The sequence below is a fragment of the Achromobacter sp. genome, assembly GCF_050285585.1.
Taxonomy (GTDB): Bacteria; Pseudomonadota; Gammaproteobacteria; order Burkholderiales; family Burkholderiaceae_B; genus Achromobacter.
Genome location: NZ_JBLZXF010000009.1, coordinates 217096 through 233188, shown reverse-complemented (window position 1 = coordinate 233188; position 16093 = coordinate 217096). Strand labels below are relative to the sequence as shown.

The window sequence follows — 16093 nt, the reverse complement described above, 5'->3', positions numbered from 1 at the left end:
CAGGAGCAGGCGCAGCGCCTGGCCGAAGCGGTAGCCGTGTTCAAGATCAACGCGGGCGAAGTGATCGAGGTGCCGGCGCGCCAACTGGCCCAGCAGCGTTCGGCGCCTCGCGTGGCCGCTCCGGCGGCGGCGAAGGAAGCGCCCGTGGCGGAACCGGCGGCCGCGCCGAAGGCGGCGCCGGCCGCGCGCCTGACACATGCCGCGCGCGTCAAGCCCGCGGCGCCCGAAGGCGCGACGGCGGCCCGACCGCCGCGCCGGCCCGCGGCAAGGCCGGCGGCTGTGTCCGATGCGAAGCCGGCGCCGGCGGCCAGCCGGCGGCCGCCGCCTTCGGACGACGATTGGGAATCTTTCTGACACCGGCCAGTCCGGTAAGTGGGTAGGTATGCGAGGCTATATACATCTTCTGGCGGCGGCTGCTCTTGCAGCCATTCTCGCCGGCTGCGCGGCGACGGGTCACAACTTCGACCCGGGCAAGCTGTCGACCCTGACGCCGGGGCAGACGACGCTGGAAGAGGCTTCGAGGGCGCTGACCGCCCCGCCCGATAAAGTCTATCGACAGACCGACGGCTCCTTCCTGGCGCTCTGGTCCTTCAAGATCACATTTGTCGCGGACGGCTTGTACAGCCGCAAGGAAGCGCTGCTTCAGTTCGGGCCGGACGGCCGGCTGGCGCGCCTCGTCGACAGCACCAATATTCTGCTGGAACCCTGGGAACGCCAGAAACTGATGGGGCCCGCGCCTGCGCCTGACTTTGCTCAGGACTGGGCCTTGCCCTCGGTGGAGCCCGAGGGGCAAATCATCTACATACCCGGCCCGGGTGAACCGGCCGGATCGAGGCAGCGGGGCGGCTGAAGTCCCGCAGTCCGGCAGAGAGCATTGCGGCGCAGATCGCAATGTACGTCGCCCTCAGTGGAACCGTCATGTAACAGGGCGTGTCCGCAGGGTGGTTTTTCATTTGGTCAGGCAGTTCCTGAGGGATGGGGAAATATATGGAAGCGAGTCTCGAATCCGGTGCGAAGGCCGGCAAGGTCGGCAAGAGGAAGGCGGCGCGCGCGCCCAAGGTGAAAAGAAAGTTGCGCCTGCGGGATGCCCGCGTCGGCACGATGCTGCTGTGGGTCATGGCGTTTTTCGCGATATTGATTGCGGCGGTCGGCGGCCTGGCGGCTTATTTCCTGCAGAACAACTACGAGTCCATCCGCGAGGTCAACGCCCTGACCGAGCGCGCCAAGCAGGTCGAGGTGATCAACAGCGACATGCTGCGCGCCCGCGTCGCGCTGATGGTGGCCGCGCGCCACCTGCAGGAGTCCGGCTGGGGCAGCGGGGAAAATTCGGCGCGCGACGCGGCGGCGGCCCTGAAGGGCGCGACGGACCTCCTGACCGGGGTGCGCAGCCGTTTTGCCGATTTCCAGAAGAACATGCTGCAGGACGATACCGGCCGCCAGCTGTCGATGAACCTGGTGCGCCGCTACCGCTCGTACATCGATGACGGCGTGGACACCATGGTCGAAGCCCTGCGCAGCGAAGACTATTCGACCTTCTACATGGTGAACAACGAATACGGCACGCCGCGCAGCGCCGCGTTCATCGAGGCGATCAGCGAGTTCGGCAAGTACATCGGCTCGCAGCAGCAGGCCACGATCGATCAGGCCGACGCCAACTTCAACCGCGCGATGGTGGCGGTGGGCGTGGCGGTCGGCCTGGCGCTGCTGCTGATGATCCTGGCCCGCATGCTGTTCGGCCGTCTGGTGGTCCGCCCCTTGGTGGAAGCCGGCCAGCACTTCGACAAGATCGCCGCCGGCGATCTGACCAGCCGGGTGGAGGTGCGTTCGCACAACGAAATCGGCCAATTGTTCGCCGCGCTCAAGCGCATGCAGGAAAGCCTGACCCGCACGGTGTCGGCGGTGCGCCGCGGCGTGGACGAGATCAACGTGGGTTCGCGCGAGATCGCGGCGGGCAACACGGACCTGTCGAGCCGGACGGAACAGCAGGCGGCCTCGCTGGAAGAGACCGCGGCCTCGATGGAGGAGCTGGCCTCGACGGTGAAGCAGAACGCGGACAACGCGCGCCAGGCCAACCAGCTGGCGGCCAGCGCCTCGGACGTGGCCGAGCGCGGCGGTTCGGCGGTGTCGGAAGTGGTCAGCACGATGCAGGAGATTTCGGCCAGTTCGCGCAAGATCTCCGAGATCGTGTCGGTGATCGACGGCATTGCGTTCCAGACGAACATCCTGGCGCTGAACGCGGCGGTGGAAGCCGCGCGCGCGGGCGAGCAGGGCAAGGGTTTCGCGGTGGTGGCGGGCGAGGTGCGCTCGCTGGCGCAGCGCAGCGCGCAGGCGGCCAAGGAAATCAAGGGCCTGATCGAGGACTCGGTCACGAAGGTGGGCGCGGGTTCGGAGCAGGTGGAGCGGGCCGGATCGACGATGCAGGAGATCGTGGCGTCGGTGAAGCGGGTGACGGACATCATGGGCGAGATCTCGGCGGCGTCGGAGGAGCAGTCCAGCGGCATCGACCAGGTGAACCGGGCGGTGTCGCAGATGGACGAGGTGACGCAGCAGAACGCGGCGCTGGTGGAAGAGGCGGCGGCGGCCGCGGGCTCGCTGCAGGAGCAGGCGCAGCGCCTGGCCGAAGCGGTGGCCGTGTTCAAGATCAACGCGGGCGAAGTGATCGAAGTGCCGGCCCATCAGCTGAGCGGCTATTCCGCGCCCACGCTGACCCAGGCCTGACCGGTCGCCTCGCTTGGCATGGCAGGGCCGCGGCCGCGTTCACGCGGGGCCGCGGCCCTGCTTTTTTCGAACCTCGAAAATGCAGCCGCCATGCATGCGTAAAGTTTTCGAAAATATTGCCGTTAACCGATTTAACGCCTGAATAGGGCAATGAACAGTGTTTGACGGCCATCGCGCCAGCGGGCGCGCAGGCCGTACAAACCGGGCGGGAACGTGTAGATGAAGGGCATCAGGTCCAGTTTGCTCGCCGTTATTCATTCGCTATTTTGATGTAACCGGAGACAAGCTGTGCGCGTCAACCTACCCATCCATAACGTGGAAACCAAGCTGCGCGATGATCAATACCTGATCTCGCGCACCGATACCAAAGGCAGGATCGTCTATGCGAATCCGGCCTTTGTCGAAGTCAGCGGATTCTCCCGCGAGGAACTGATCGGCAAGGCCCACAATATCGTGCGCCATCCCGATATGCCGCCCGAGGCCTACGAAGACCTGTGGGACACGCTGCAGGCCGGCGAATCCTGGTTGGGCCTGGTCAAGAACCGCCGCAAGGACGGCGGATTCTATTGGGTGCTGGCCAATGCCACGCCCATCGTCGAGAACGGCGAGGTCGTGGCGTATTCCTCGGTGCGGGTGCGCCCCTCGGACGAACAGATCGAGATGGCGGAGGCGCTGTACGCGCGCATGCGCGAAGGCAAGGCCAAGGGCGTGCGCATCCTGCGCGGCCGGCCCGTGAGGGCGGGCTGGCGGCGGGGGCTGGACGTGCTGGCGTTTCCGTTCAGGCGCAGCGCCCGCGCCCGCATGCTGCGCCACGCGCTGCTGTCGTCGGGCATCGTGGCGGCCGCCGGCGCTTACGGATTGCACGCCAATTGGGACAAGCTCGACACCTTTGGGGCCGGTCTGGGCTGCGCGGCGATCGGGCTGGCCATCGCCCTGATCTTCGGCATGGGCTGGCGCCTGTCGCGCTTCCTGCTGGATCCCATGGTCGATGCGGCCAACATGGCGCGCCAGGTCGCGGCGGGCAATCTCACCACGCAGATCGTTGCCGAATCCGACGATGAAGTCGGCAGCCTGAAGTTCTCGCTCGATGTGATGCGCAAGAGCCTGATCGGCATCGCCCAGGACGTCTACCGGGGAATCGAAGGCACGACCCATGCCGCGGCCCACATCGCCCGCGGCAACCAGGAACTGGCCGGGCGCACCGAAGGCCAGGCGGCTTCCTTGCAGCAGACCGCCGCCAGCATGGAGCAATTGACCTCCACCGTGCGCCAGAACGCCGACAACGCGCGCCAGGCCAACCAGCTGGCGGCCAGCAGCATGGACGTGGCGCGGCGCGGCGGAGTCGCCGTGGGGCAGGTGGTGGACACCATGCACGGCATTTCCGACAGCTCCCGCAAGATCGCCGACATCGTCAGCATCATCGAAGGCATCGCGTTCCAGACGAACATCCTGGCGCTCAACGCCGCCGTGGAAGCGGCCCGCGCCGGCGAGTCCGGCAAGGGCTTCGCGGTGGTGGCGGGCGAAGTCCGGACCCTGGCGCAGAAGAGCGCGCAGGCGGCCAAGGAAATCAAGAGCCTGATCGAGGATTCGGTGGAGCGCGTCTCGGAAGGGTCGCTGCAGGCGGAGCAGGCGGGCGCGACGATGCAGGAGATCGTGGCCGCGGTGCATCGCGTGACCGACATCATCGGCGAGATCTCGCGCGCCTCGCAGGAACAATCCAGCGGTATCGAGCAGGTCGATACGGCGGTGTCGCAGATGGACGTGATGACGGCGCAGAACACCGCGCTGGTCCAGGACCTGGGCAGCGCCGTCATGCAGCTGGGCGGCCAGTCCGGCGCGCTGCGCGACACGATCCGCGTCTTCCGCCTGACGGGCCAGCAGTAAGCGCCGCGCCCCGGCGCCCGCGACGAAGTCAGGGGCGCCGGCCTTCCGGTCGCTACCTGCCGGCCAGGGCGTCGGCGACGCGGCTCATGGCGGTCAGGCCCGACTCGAACAGCGATTCGAGAAAGGGCCCGGCGTGGGGCAGGACGACGGCCAGCACGGTAACGCCCACGATCAGGGTGACCGGGAAGCCGATGGAGAAGACGGAAAGCTGCTGGGCGGCGCGGTTCAGGATGCCCATGGCCAAGTTGATGGTCAGCAGGGCGCAGATGAGCGGCAACGCGAGCAGCAGGCCGGAAATGAAGACTGTCTTGCCCCATTCCACCACGACGCCCCAGCCGTTCTGGTGCAGCTGGATCATGGCGATGGGCAGGGTGTCGAACGAGCGCACCAGGGCGGCCAGCACCAGCAGGTGGCCGTCCAGGGCCAGGAAGGTCAGCATCGCGATGATGTTGAACAGCCGCGACAGCACCGCGGTGTTGGCGCCTGAGCTCGGATCGAAAAAAGACGCGAACGACAGGCCCATTTGCAGGCCCACGAATTCGCCAGCGGTCTGCACGGCGGCGAAGACCAGGCGCATCGTGAATCCCAGCGCGATTCCGATCAGCACCTGCTGCATCACCATCCAGAGGCCGGCGAAAGAACCCGGCGCGATGGGCGGCATGGGATCCAGGGCGGGGCTGACAGCGACGGCCAGCACGAACGACAGGCCGATCTTGACCTTGACCGGGATCAGCGATTCCGAGAAGAGCGGCGCCGTGCCCACGAGCGCCAGGATGCGCACGAACGGCCAGAGGAACTGGCCGATCCAGCCGTTGAGCTGTTCGAGCGTGAAGGCGATCATGGCGGGCGTCGCGGGGGCCGGCGGCGGCGGCCGCTCAGGACACCAGCATGGGAATCTGGCCGATCAATTGCCGGATGTAGTCGACCATGACGCCGATGAGCCAGGGGCCCAGCAGCACCAGCACGCCGCACATGGCCAGCAGCTTCGGAATGAACGACAGCGTCATTTCGTTGATCTGCGTGGCGGCCTGGAAGATGCTGATGACCAGGCCGACGACCAGCGTGACGAGCAGGAGCGGACCGGCCATCGCCAGCACGATCTTCATCGCCTGGTAGGTCATGGTCATGACGGTTTCGGCGGTCATGGCGATTCTCCTCCTGGCGTTACTGGTAGAAGCTCTGCGCCAGCGAACCCATGAGCAGGTTCCAGCCATCGGCCAGCACGAAAAGCATCAGCTTGAAGGGCAGCGCCACGGTGACCGGCGGCACCATCATCATGCCCAGCGCCATCAGGACGCTGGCGATCACGAGATCGATGATCAGGAACGGGATGAAGATGGTGAAACCGATCTGGAACGCCGTCTTCAATTCGCTGGTGATGAACGCCGGCACCAGGATGCGCATGGGCACTTGCGCGGGATCTTCCATGGCCGGCTGCTTGGCCAGGTTGGCGAAAAGCGAGAGGTCGCTCTCGCGGGTCTGGTGCAGCATGAAGGTCCGCAGCGGCGAGGCTGCGCGCTCGACCGCGGTCTCGAACGGGATGGAGCCCTCGGAGAGCGGCTTGTAGGCGTCGGCGTAGATCTTGTCGAACACCGGCGACATCGTATAGAAGGTCAGGAACAGGGCCAGGCCGATCAGCACGTGGTTGGGCGGCGACATGGCGGTTCCCATGGCGCTGCGCAGCAGCCCCAGAACGATGATGATGCGGGTGAAGCCCGTCATCATCAGCAGCGCGGCCGGCAGGAACGACAGCGAGGTCATCAGCAGCAGGGTCTGCATGCTGAGGGAGTAGGTCTCGGAGCCGTTGGGACCGGGGGTTGCCGTCAGCGCGGGCAGCGTCGCCTGCGCGACGACACCGGCCGGAAAGAGGGCCAGGCCGAGCAGGGCGGCCGCCGCGAGCAGGGGCAGCGCGGCGGGGCGGGCGCGGACGGGCGTCGTGCGGGTGAGCAAACTCATGGGTATGGCATGAAGCGCGCCGGGGCGCTAGCGGCGCTTGAGCGCCTGGCCCAGCTTGGCCGCGAAGGCGGCGGCGGGCAGCGGGGAACCCTCCGGCAACTGGCCGGCGGGCAGGGTGTGCAGGGTATTGAGCTGGTTCGGGCCGACGCCCACGACCAGCCAGGTATTTTCGATCTCGACCACCACGATGCTCTGGCGCGGACCGACCGGCAGGCTGGCCACCTGCCGCAGGAGGCTGCCGCCGCCACGTTGCGTCAACCCGGCGCGGCGGGCCAGCCAGGCCGCGACCAGGATGGCGGCCACCACCAGCACCAGGCCGAGGATGACGCGCATGAGGGCGGATTCGTTCATGGCGGGCCGGGCTCAGCGACGGTTGTTCAAGCGGTTGATGCGCTCGGACGGGGTAATGATGTCGGTGAGGCGGATGCCGTACTTGTCCTCGACCACGACCACTTCGCCTTGCGCTATCAGGTAGCCGTTGACGAAGATGTCCATCGGTTCGCCGGCCAGGCCGTCGAGTTCGACCACCGAGCCCTGGCCCAGCTGGAGCAGGTTCTTGATGGTCAGGCGGGTGCGGCCCAGTTCTACCGTCAGCTGGACGGGAACGTCCATGATCAGGTCGATATCGGTGCCCGTGCCGCCGGTGGTTCCGGCAAGGGGCTTGAACACCGATTGCGCCGCCGGCTGCGCGGCGGGAGCGGCGGGCGCGCCCGTGGGAGTGGCCGCGGGCGCCGTTGCGGGCGCGGCCGCTTGTTCGGCCATCGCGGCGGCCCAATCGTCCTGGGGCTTCAGGCCGTCGGCTTGGGTGGGCGGGTTGGCGCGGGATTGTTCGGCGAGCGCGTCGGCCCAGTCGTCGGCCGGGGACGAGCCGGTGCCGGGCTCGTTCTTGTCAGTCATGGTCAGAGGCCTCGTTGGGTTCTGTGTCGTGGGTAAACATGTTCTGTACGCGCAGGGCGTACTGGCCGTTGAAGACGCCATAGCCGCATTCCATCAACGGCACGCCGTCGACGCTGGCGATGATGGTTTCCGGCACGGTCACGGGCAGGACGTCGCCCACCTTCAGGTGCATCAGCTCGCGGATCGAGGACGGAATGCGGGCGAACTCCGCTACGACGTCGATATCGGCGCTGCGCACCTGGCGCGAAAGCTGCTGCGACCAGCGCTGGTCCACCTCTTCGAGCGTGGTTTCCTGCAAGGGCCGCGTCAGCAGGTCGCGCACCGGTTCGATCATCGAATACGGCAGGCAGATGTTCAGGTCGCCGCCCGTCGCGCCGAATTCGATGTGGAAGGAGGTGACGACCACCACTTCGTTGTTGCCGGTAATGCTGGCGAACTTGGTGTGCATCTCCGAGCGCACGTACTCGAACTCGATCGGATAGACCGGATCCCAGGACTTGCCGTAGCTTTCCAGGGTCAGGTTGAGCAGGCGGCGGATGATGCGCTGTTCGGTGGTGGTGAAATCCCGGCCTTCGACGCGCGTGTGATAGCGGCCATCGCCGCCGAACAGGCTGTCGATGACCAGGAACACCAGGTTCGGGTCGTAGGTGAAGAGCGCGGTGCCTCGCAGGGGCTTCATCTGAATCATGTTCAGATTGCTCGGCACCGGCAGGTTGCGCTCGAAGTCCGCGTACTTCTGGATCTTGATGGAGCCGACGGTAATGTCGGCGCTGCGGCGCATGAAGTTCAGGAGCACGTGGCGCATCTGACGGGCAAAGCGCTCGTTGATCAGCTCCAGCGTCTGCATGCGGCGGCGCACGACGCGCTCCGGCGAGCTCAGGTCATAGGCGCGCGCGCCGGTGTTCTGGCCAGCCGCTTCGGTTTTGCTGTCGCTCTCGCCGGTGACGCCAGCGAGCAGCGCGTCGACCTCGTCCTGCGAAAGGAATGCCTCGTAGGCCATGCTTATTGCACCACGAACGCCGTGAAGAGCACGTCGGTGACGTACTGGCCGTCAGGCAGGGGCGAGAACGGGCGATTCACGGCTTGCTTGATCGCATTGACCATGTCGGTCTTGCCTTGCTGCGTCTGCACGCCGATGGGCGATTGCGACGACAGCACCATCAGGATGCGGCTGCGCACTTCCGGCATGTACTTTTCGAGGCGCGTGCGGGTCTGCTCGTCGCTGACGCGCAGCGTCAGGCCGACGTGCATGATGCGCTCGGTATCCGGATTCTGCAGGGTGACGGTAAAGGGTTCGAGCGGCACGAAAATCGGCGAAGGCACGGCGATCGGGCCGGCGGGCGGCGCGACGAACGTGGCAGGCATGGCTTGGGAACCCTGGCCCGGCTGACCCGCTTGCCCGGGCTGGCCAGGCTGGCCGCCAGGAACCTGGCCCACGCCGAGCTGCACGGGCGCCGCGCCTTGCGGCTGCATGCGTTGCGTGATGTACCAGGTGGCGCCGGCGCTGGCCGCGGCGACGATGAGCAGGACCAGGAGCGCAAGCAGCGGGCGGAGAATGCGGCCCAGGCCGCCCGCGCGGGAGGAGGATGCGCCGCGCGCAGGCAAGGGTGTGGATTTGGTAGTCGCCATCTCGGTGTCGATGCGTGTTTTGCCGCTGATGAAAACGGATTCTTAGTGGATGAAAGCATTCTGCCCCAAATCCCGCCTCGGCTTGGAGGCGAAAAACAGGGCGAAAGCCGCGTATCTCAAGCTATTGCTGCACTGCCCGCAAGCCATGCCGGATGCGGGCCGCGGATCGGTCAGGCGAACGTGTCCACCAGCGCGTTGGCGTTGCGCGCCACCGTCGCGGCGATGGGGGCCTCGGCCACGGCCGCGGCGCCCGTCATCGAACCGCCGGACTGCCGTTGCGAGCCGTTGCCGCCTTGTTGCGCGAACTCCTGCTGCGCGGCCTGCTCGCCCACGCTGGTCTGTCCCAGCGAGATGCCTGCCTGGGCCAGAGCCTGCTGCAACTGCGGAATGGCGGTTTCGATCGCCTGGCGCACGGAGGCGTGAGCCGAGACGAACGATGCGCTGGCGACGCCGTCGGCCAGGTTGAGGCTGACGCGCAGCGGGCCCAGGTCCGGAGGATCCAGGCGCAGCTCGGCGGTCTGCATGCCTTGGCGCGCGCTGTGGCTCATCATCACCACCTGCTGGCCGAGTTCGGTGCCCCAGTGCGTGCCGCCCACGGGTGTGGCGACCTGCAGCACCAGGGGAACGGCCGGCGCCGCGATGGCTGCCGGATTGGCGACGGCAACCGGCTGGCGCTGCGCGGCGGCGGCCAGCGCGGGGGGCAGTGCGTCATGGGCCTGGGCGCCATGCTGCGGCGCCTGGAACTGCGGGTCGGCGCCGGCCAGCGCGATCTCGGGTTCCTGCTCTTCATGCACCGGCGCCAGGGCTTGCCGGGCGTCCGTGTGCGGCTGGCCGGCAGGGCGGGGCAGCGCGGCCTCGGGGGCCAGGCGCGGGGTGTCGGCCTGGGCGGCAACGGCGGGAGCGGCCGGGGCTTGCGCGGGCGTCAGGGCGCTGCCGGGCTTGACGGCCTCGGTAACGACCGGAAGCGCGGCCGCGGCATCGCGGACGGCGAGCGCTGCGGCGGCTTCTGCCTGCTGGGCGGTCGACGCGACGGGCGTGCCCACGGCGACGGCGGCATCGGCGGCGCCCAGCGTCGCGGTCAGCACGGCGGCGCCGGTGCTCATCGCGGTGGCCGCGGCCGTGGCGTTGCCGCGCGCGAGCTGCACCTGTTCCGCGGCCTGGGCGGCGATTTCGAGCGCTTGCTGCGGCAGCACGACGGCGGGCTGCGCGGCGGCCACGGCCAGCGCGCCGGCCTCGCCCTGCGTGGCGGTCTGCACGGCCTCATCGATTGCGCCGGCGGCGGCGTTCTCCGCCTGGGCGGCGGGATCCTTCGAGCCTTGCTGGCCCTTCGCGGGCGTTTTCGCCGCGCCGTCCGCGGGCCGCGAACCTGCGGCGTGGTCGGGGCGCTGCTGCGGCGGGCGCTGCTGGGCCAGCACGTCGGAAAAGCTGGAACCCTTCCGGTTCGCGGGCGCCGGCTTGGCGCCGAGCATATCGGCGACCGAAGCCGGGGCGGCGGGCGCGATGGAGGGCAGGGGCAGGGGAGCGGTCATCTGGGGCTTCCTGTTAGGTATCGCTTAATGCATGCCGGCCTGGCGCTGGACCAGGCGGGCCGAATATTCGTCGTTCGCGCGCTGTTCGCGGCGGGACTCCACCACGGCCTGGGCGCGCAGCTCGCGCTGCGCCAGGGCGTCGTAGGAGTTGAGCTTGCGCTTTTCCTGCTGCCAGTACTGGCGTCCCTTGGCGAGGTTGTCGTCGGCCTGGCGCAGCACGGCCTGCTGCTGGCCGATAGCGTCGTCCAGGGTGCCGATGAAGCGCTGGTAATTGTGGCAATCGCTGGCCGACATGCCGCTCGTCATCGCCTGCTGCAGGCGTTCGAGATAGTCCTGGCGGTAGTCGTGCAGCATGCCGAGCTGGCGCTCGGCGTTGCTGCGCTCGGCGTTGAGCCTGCCCAGCAGGCGGGCCGCTTCGTCCGTGCTCTCCTTGGCCAGGTTGATCAGCATGTCTAGGGGAAGTTGGCTAGGCATAGGTGTCTCTCAACTCGAACGTTGCGCGCAACTGGCGGACGGCGTCTTCGTAGCCGATGTTTTCGCCGATGTCCTGCTGCAGGAAGGCTTCCAGGCGCGGATAGCGGGCGATGGCGTCGTCCAGCTGCGGGTCGTTGCCGGCGGCGTAGGCGCCCACGGCGATCAGGTCGCGGTTGCGCTGGTAGCGCGACAGGCTTTGCTTGAACCGGCGCACCACGGCGAACTGCTCCTGCGGGATCAGCGAGGTCATGGCGCGCGAGATGGACGCTTCGATATCGATCGCGGGGTAATGGCCGGATTCGGCCAGGTGCCGCGACAGCACGACGTGGCCGTCCAGGATGGCGCGCGCCGAGTCGGCGATCGGGTCCTGCTGGTCGTCGCCTTCGGCCAGCACCGTGTAGAACGCCGTGATGGAGCCGGCCTTGCCGGAGGGGCCGGGCGCGCCCATCCCCGCGCGTTCGACCAGCATCGGCAGCTTGGCGAAGACCGAGGGCGGATAGCCTTTGGTGGCGGGCGGCTCGCCGATGGCCAGCGCGATCTCGCGCTGCGCCATGGCGTAGCGGGTCAGCGAGTCCATGATCAGCAGCACGTCCAGGCCCTGGTCGCGGAAATGCTCGGCCAGGCGGGTGGCGTAGGCCGCGCCCTGCAGGCGCAGCAGCGCGGAGACGTCGGCCGGCGCGGCCACCACGACCGAACGGGCCAGGCCTTCCGGGCCCAGGTTGTGCTCGATGAATTCCTTGACTTCGCGGCCGCGCTCGCCGATCAGGCCCACGACGATCACGTCGGCCTTGGTATAGCGGGCCATCATGCCCAGCAGCACGCTCTTGCCGACGCCGGAACCCGCGAACAGGCCCATGCGCTGGCCGCGGCCCACGGTGAGCAGGCCGTTGATCGCGCGCACGCCCGTGTCGAGCACGGTATCGATAGGCGCGCGCGACAAGGGGTTGAGCGGCTGGGCGGACAAGGGCGCGAGCTCGGCGCCCGTCAGCGGGCCCAGGCCGTCCAGCGGCCGGCCCGCGCCATCGAGCACGCGGCCGAGCAGGGCATTGCCCACCGGCAGGTGCCGGCCCAGCTGCGGCTTGGCGTTGCCATTCAGTTCGGCCTTGCGCGGCAGCGGGATCTGCCGCTGCACGGGAGGCTCGCCGGGCACGACGCGCGCGCCGGGAGGCAGGCCGGAAATATCCGCCTGCGGCATCAGGTACAGCGTGTGGCCGTCGAAACCGACGACCTCGGCGTCAGCCCAGTGATCGTGACCGCGCGCGATCTCGATGCGGGCGGCGGCGCCCACCGGCAGGCGCAGGCCGGTCGCGTGCAGCACCAGGCCCGTGGCGCGCGTGATCTTGCCGCTGACGAGCCACGGGTCGGTCGACGCGGCGCGGATGGAGCCGATCTGCAACTGCGTCCGCCAGCGGTCGATGATGGGCACGGCCGGTACAGGCACGGCCGGTACAGGCACGGCCGGTACAGGCACGGCCGGTTGAGACACGCCCGATGCGGGCGTGGTCTGGGCGGGCGCCGGTTGGCCGGTCACGCGGGGTCCTCCCACGAGACGTTGCGGCCGAGCGAGGCCGCGACACGGCGCCAGCGAGTCTGCAGGGTGGCGTCGATGTCGCCGAACGGCGTCTCGGCGCGGCAGCCGCCGCGGGCGATGGACTCATCGGCGAGCACGCGCCAATGGCCTTCCTTGAGTTCGTCCGCCAGGTGCAGGCGGATGAGTTCTATGTCTTCCGGGTTCGCCCACAGGCGCATCTGGCCGCCCGCGGACGGATTGATGTGCAGCACCTCGCGCACCGCGCCCACTACGGACTCGGGTTGCTCGGCGAGGGTGGTGCGCAGTACCTGCTGCGCGATGTCCAGGGCCAGGGTGAGCAGGCCTTGGCCCATTTTCTCTTCCAGCGATCCCAGCGACAGGGCGCATGACTGCACCAGCGCATGCAGCCGCCGGGCTTCGGCCGCTCCCTGTTCCCGAGCCTGCGCCAGGCCCTCGGCGTAGCCTTGTTCGCGCCCCGCGGCCAAGCCTTCCGCATGGCCCGCCTGCCGGCCGGCCTCGAAGCCGGCGGCATGGCCTTCCGCGTGGCCTTCCTCCCGGCCCTCGGCCAGCGCTTGCGCGCGCAGTTGGGCCAGGACGACCTCGGGGTCCGGCCCGGGATCGGGTTCCGGCTCCGGCTCGGCCTCGACGGGCGCCGGCTCGTCGAACGACAGCATCTGCCAGCGCCGCCAGGCGGCGCTGCGCGAGATGAGCGTCGTCGCGCCGCTGTCCGCTTCAGACATACGCGTCGTCTCCGGAGTTGCCCAGCACGATCTGGCCGCTTTCCGCCAGGCGGCGGGCGATCTGCAGGATCTTCTTCTGTTCGGTTTCGACCTTCGACATGCGGATCGGGCCCTGGGCTTCCAGGTCCTCGCGCAGCATTTCGGCGGCGCGGCTGGACATGTTGCGCAGGAACTTGGCGCGCAGCTCTTCCTGGGCGCCCTTGAGCGCGACCATGAGCGTGTCGTTGTCGATTTCCTTGAGGATGAGCTGGATCGCGCGGTCTTCGACGTCGAGCAGGTTGTCGAAGACGAACATCTCGTCGATGATCTTCTGCGCCAGGTCGTTGTCGCGTTCGCGCAGGCTGGCGACGACGGTTTCTTCTTCGGCCGAATTCATCATGTTCAGGATCTCGGCCGCGGTGCGCACGCCGCCCATCTTGCTGCGCTTGGCGCCCTGGCCGGCGAGCACGGAATTCAGGACTTCGGTCAGCTCGGACAGCGCCGCGGGCTGCACGCCGCCGAACGTGGCGATCCGCAGCATCACGTCGTTGCGCAGCCGGTCGGTCAGGAGCGCCAGCACGCCGGCGGCGCGGTCGCGCTCCAGGTGCACCAGGATGGTCGCGATGATCTGCGGGTGCTCGTCGCCGATCAACTCGGCCACGGTGTTCGGATCCAGCCAGTTCAGCGCGTCGATGCCGCTGCCGCCTTCGCCGGCTTCCAGGATGTCCTCGATCAGGCCGGCCGCGCGGTCGCTGCCCAGCGCCTTGGTCAGCACGGTGCGGATGTAGTCGTCCGACCCCAGGGTGACGGCCATGAACTGGTCGGCTTCCTGGCGGAACTCTTCCAGCACCACGGCCACGTCGTTGCGGGTGACCTGCTTCAGGCTGGCCATGGCAGCGCCGACCTGCTGGACCTCACGGGCGCTGAGGTACTTGAAGACCTCGGCCGCCGCGTCCTCGCCCAGCGACATCATGAGGACGGCGCTGCGCGTCATGCCGTCCAGGGGAAGGGAATCATTTTTCATCTTTGTTCATCCAGGTGCGCAGAACCATCGCGACGGCGCGCGGGTCCTTGTTGGCCATGGTGCGGGCGCGTTCCAGGTTGTCCTGGTAGCGGTCCACTTCCTTGGCGCGGGCCACTTCCTGCGCTTCGCGGGCGGCTTCGATGCGTTCGGCCTCGGCCTGCTCGGGATCGACCGGCGGGTACAGGTAGTCGCCCACCGTGCGGCGCAGCAGGCGATACAGCCACAGCGCCAGGACGCCGCCGACCAGCCAGGCCAGGATCGTCTTGAACAGCGAGATCATTTCCGGATCGCGCCAGAGCGGCAGCGGCGGCGGGCCATCGTTGAACTGGCTGTTGACCAGGTTCAGCGAATCGCCGCGCGTTTCCGAGTAGCCCATGGCTTCGCGGACCAGATTGGTGAGCTTGTTCAACTCTTCGGGCGGCAGGGCCTGCGGCTCGCCGTCCTTGTCGCGGATGTAGTTGACGACCACGGCGACCGACAGGCGCTTGAGCGTGCCCACAGGCTGCTTGATGTGGCTGATGGTGCGGTCCACTTCGTAGTTGGTGGTCGCATCGCGGCGTTCGTTCAGATTGGTCGGCGCGGTCTGCGTGCCGGTCTGCTGTTGCTGTTGCTGTTGCTGCTGCGCGTTGGCCGGCTGCTGCGGCTGGCCGGGACGGGGCGGCTGCGGTTGCGGCGGGTTGGCGATGGGCGCCTGCGCGTTGGCGGGCGCCTGGTTCGACAGCGCGCCGGGCACGCCCTGCGCGGGGTTGACGCCGCGCTGGGTCGAATCGCTGGTCTGCTGGCTGCGCACCGCGGCCTGGCCGGGCTCCTGGTTCGGGCGATAGACTTCCGACGTTTCCTCGCGGCGCGAGAAATCCACGTCGGCGCTCGCCTGGGCGTGGACATTGCCGGGCCCCACGAGCGGGTTCAGGATGGTGAGAATGCGTTCGACCGTGCGCTGTTCCATTTCGCGCACGAAGCGCATCTGGTCGGCGTCCATGCCACGGCCTTCGCCCAGCGGCGCCGACAGCAGGCGGCCGTTCTGGTCGACGATGGACACATTTTCCGCCGTCAGCTCGGGGACGCTGGACGCCACCAGCCAGGAAATCGCGGAAACCTGGGCGTCGCTCAGGCTGCGGCCCGGGTAGACGTTCAGCAGCACGGAGGCGGTGGGCGCCTGGCGCTCGCGCACGAAGAGCGATTGGCGCGGCATGGCCAGGTGCACGCGGGCGTGCTGCACGGTGTGCATGGCTTCGATCGAACGGGCCAGCTCGCCCTCCAGACCGCGCTGGTAGTTGATCTGCTCGGCGAACTGGCTCGCGCCGAAGCGGGCGTTGTCCATCAGCTCGAAGCCGACGGAGCCGCCGCGCGGCAAACCCTGGGACGCCAGCTGCAGCCGGGCGTCGTACACGCGGTCGGCCGGAACCAGCAGGGCGGTGCCGGTGTCGTTGTAGCGATAGGGCACGTTCATCGTTCCCAGCGCCGTCACGATCGCGCCGCCATCCCGGTCGTCCAGGTTGGAGAACAGGACCTTGTAGTTGGGCTCGCTGCTCCACATCGCAACGGCGACGATCGCGGCGACGAGGGCCGCCGCGCCGCCGAGCAGGATAGGCTTGGGCAGCGCGCGGACCTTCTCCAGCACGGGGAACTTCGCCAGCAGCGACGAACTCAGGGTGGCCTGCTGGTTCATCGACGGCTCCCGCTGGCTACGCGGAGCTGGGAATGGAGCTTCATGTCTTGGTAGGGCAGATTA

The 16093-nt window shown here is 68.2% G+C and carries 16 protein-coding genes and 1 pseudogene; 4 read left to right on the top strand and 13 right to left on the bottom strand.

The window, feature by feature from the left end; translation table 11 throughout:
- The 4 genes and pseudogenes from ACN6PJ_RS15395 to ACN6PJ_RS15380 form a co-directional block, all read left to right on the top strand.
- Positions 1-354 (top strand): annotated as a pseudogene (locus ACN6PJ_RS15395) (methyl-accepting chemotaxis protein); the annotation flags it as partial.
- Between the two features lie 28 nt (positions 355-382).
- Positions 383-850, top strand: coding sequence for a hypothetical protein (locus ACN6PJ_RS15390; RefSeq protein WP_427996723.1), 468 nt, complete (start codon positions 383-385; stop codon positions 848-850).
- Between the two features lie 137 nt (positions 851-987).
- Complete coding sequence (locus ACN6PJ_RS15385; protein WP_427996722.1) at positions 988-2718, top strand: methyl-accepting chemotaxis protein; 1731 nt, start codon at positions 988-990, stop codon at positions 2716-2718.
- 288 nt (positions 2719-3006) lie between these two features.
- Complete coding sequence (locus ACN6PJ_RS15380; protein ID WP_427996721.1) at positions 3007-4602, top strand: methyl-accepting chemotaxis protein; 1596 nt, start codon at positions 3007-3009, stop codon at positions 4600-4602.
- 52 nt (positions 4603-4654) lie between these two features.
- Here ACN6PJ_RS15380 and fliR read toward each other — a convergent pair whose 3' ends face one another.
- From fliR to fliF, 13 genes are all read right to left on the bottom strand, one after another.
- Entirely contained in the window at positions 4655-5443 is a 789-nt protein-coding gene (gene fliR, locus ACN6PJ_RS15375; protein ID WP_427996720.1) for a flagellar biosynthetic protein FliR, read from the bottom strand.
- A 34-nt stretch (positions 5444-5477) separates the two neighbouring features.
- Positions 5478-5747 carry a flagellar biosynthesis protein FliQ gene (gene fliQ, locus ACN6PJ_RS15370; RefSeq protein ID WP_008163193.1) on the bottom strand — a complete coding sequence of 90 codons (270 nt, stop codon included), beginning with the start codon at positions 5745-5747 and terminating at the stop codon, positions 5478-5480.
- 19 nt (positions 5748-5766) lie between these two features.
- On the bottom strand, positions 5767-6558 hold the full coding sequence (gene fliP / locus ACN6PJ_RS15365; RefSeq protein ID WP_427996719.1) for a flagellar type III secretion system pore protein FliP: 792 nt from the start codon (positions 6556-6558) through the stop codon (positions 5767-5769).
- 27 nt (positions 6559-6585) lie between these two features.
- Positions 6586-6909, bottom strand: coding sequence for a flagellar biosynthetic protein FliO (fliO, locus tag ACN6PJ_RS15360; RefSeq protein WP_427996718.1), 324 nt, complete (start codon positions 6907-6909; stop codon positions 6586-6588).
- A gap of 12 nt (positions 6910-6921) precedes the next feature.
- A complete protein-coding gene (gene fliN / locus ACN6PJ_RS15355) occupies positions 6922-7455 on the bottom strand; it encodes a flagellar motor switch protein FliN (protein WP_427996717.1) in 534 nt (177 codons plus the stop codon).
- On the bottom strand, positions 7448-8455 hold the full coding sequence (gene fliM, locus ACN6PJ_RS15350; RefSeq protein ID WP_123787848.1) for a flagellar motor switch protein FliM: 1008 nt from the start codon (positions 8453-8455) through the stop codon (positions 7448-7450). Before fliM ends, fliN begins: the two co-directional genes overlap by 8 nt.
- Positions 8456-8457: 2 nt before the next feature.
- On the bottom strand, positions 8458-9084 hold the full coding sequence (gene fliL / locus ACN6PJ_RS15345; RefSeq protein WP_427996716.1) for a flagellar basal body-associated protein FliL: 627 nt from the start codon (positions 9082-9084) through the stop codon (positions 8458-8460).
- A 170-nt stretch (positions 9085-9254) separates the two neighbouring features.
- Entirely contained in the window at positions 9255-10613 is a 1359-nt protein-coding gene (locus ACN6PJ_RS15340; protein ID WP_427996715.1) for a flagellar hook-length control protein FliK, read from the bottom strand.
- Between the two features lie 24 nt (positions 10614-10637).
- Positions 10638-11087 carry a flagellar export protein FliJ gene (fliJ, locus tag ACN6PJ_RS15335; protein WP_427996714.1) on the bottom strand — a complete coding sequence of 150 codons (450 nt, stop codon included), beginning with the start codon at positions 11085-11087 and terminating at the stop codon, positions 10638-10640.
- The gene (gene fliI / locus ACN6PJ_RS15330) at positions 11080-12558 is read right to left on the bottom strand and encodes a flagellar protein export ATPase FliI (protein WP_427996731.1); all 1479 of its coding nucleotides are present in this window, start codon (positions 12556-12558) and stop codon (positions 11080-11082) included. The genes fliJ and fliI overlap by 8 nt, the downstream gene beginning before the upstream one ends.
- Positions 12559-12614: 56 nt before the next feature.
- Entirely contained in the window at positions 12615-13358 is a 744-nt protein-coding gene (gene fliH / locus ACN6PJ_RS15325) for a flagellar assembly protein FliH (protein WP_427996713.1), read from the bottom strand.
- Positions 13351-14361, bottom strand: a complete 1011-nt coding sequence (fliG, locus tag ACN6PJ_RS15320) for a flagellar motor switch protein FliG (protein ID WP_427996712.1) — start codon at positions 14359-14361, stop codon at positions 13351-13353. Before fliG ends, fliH begins: the two co-directional genes overlap by 8 nt.
- A complete protein-coding gene (gene fliF, locus ACN6PJ_RS15315; protein WP_427996711.1) occupies positions 14351-16030 on the bottom strand; it encodes a flagellar basal-body MS-ring/collar protein FliF in 1680 nt (559 codons plus the stop codon). Before fliF ends, fliG begins: the two co-directional genes overlap by 11 nt.
- Positions 16031-16093 lie beyond the last annotated feature (63 nt).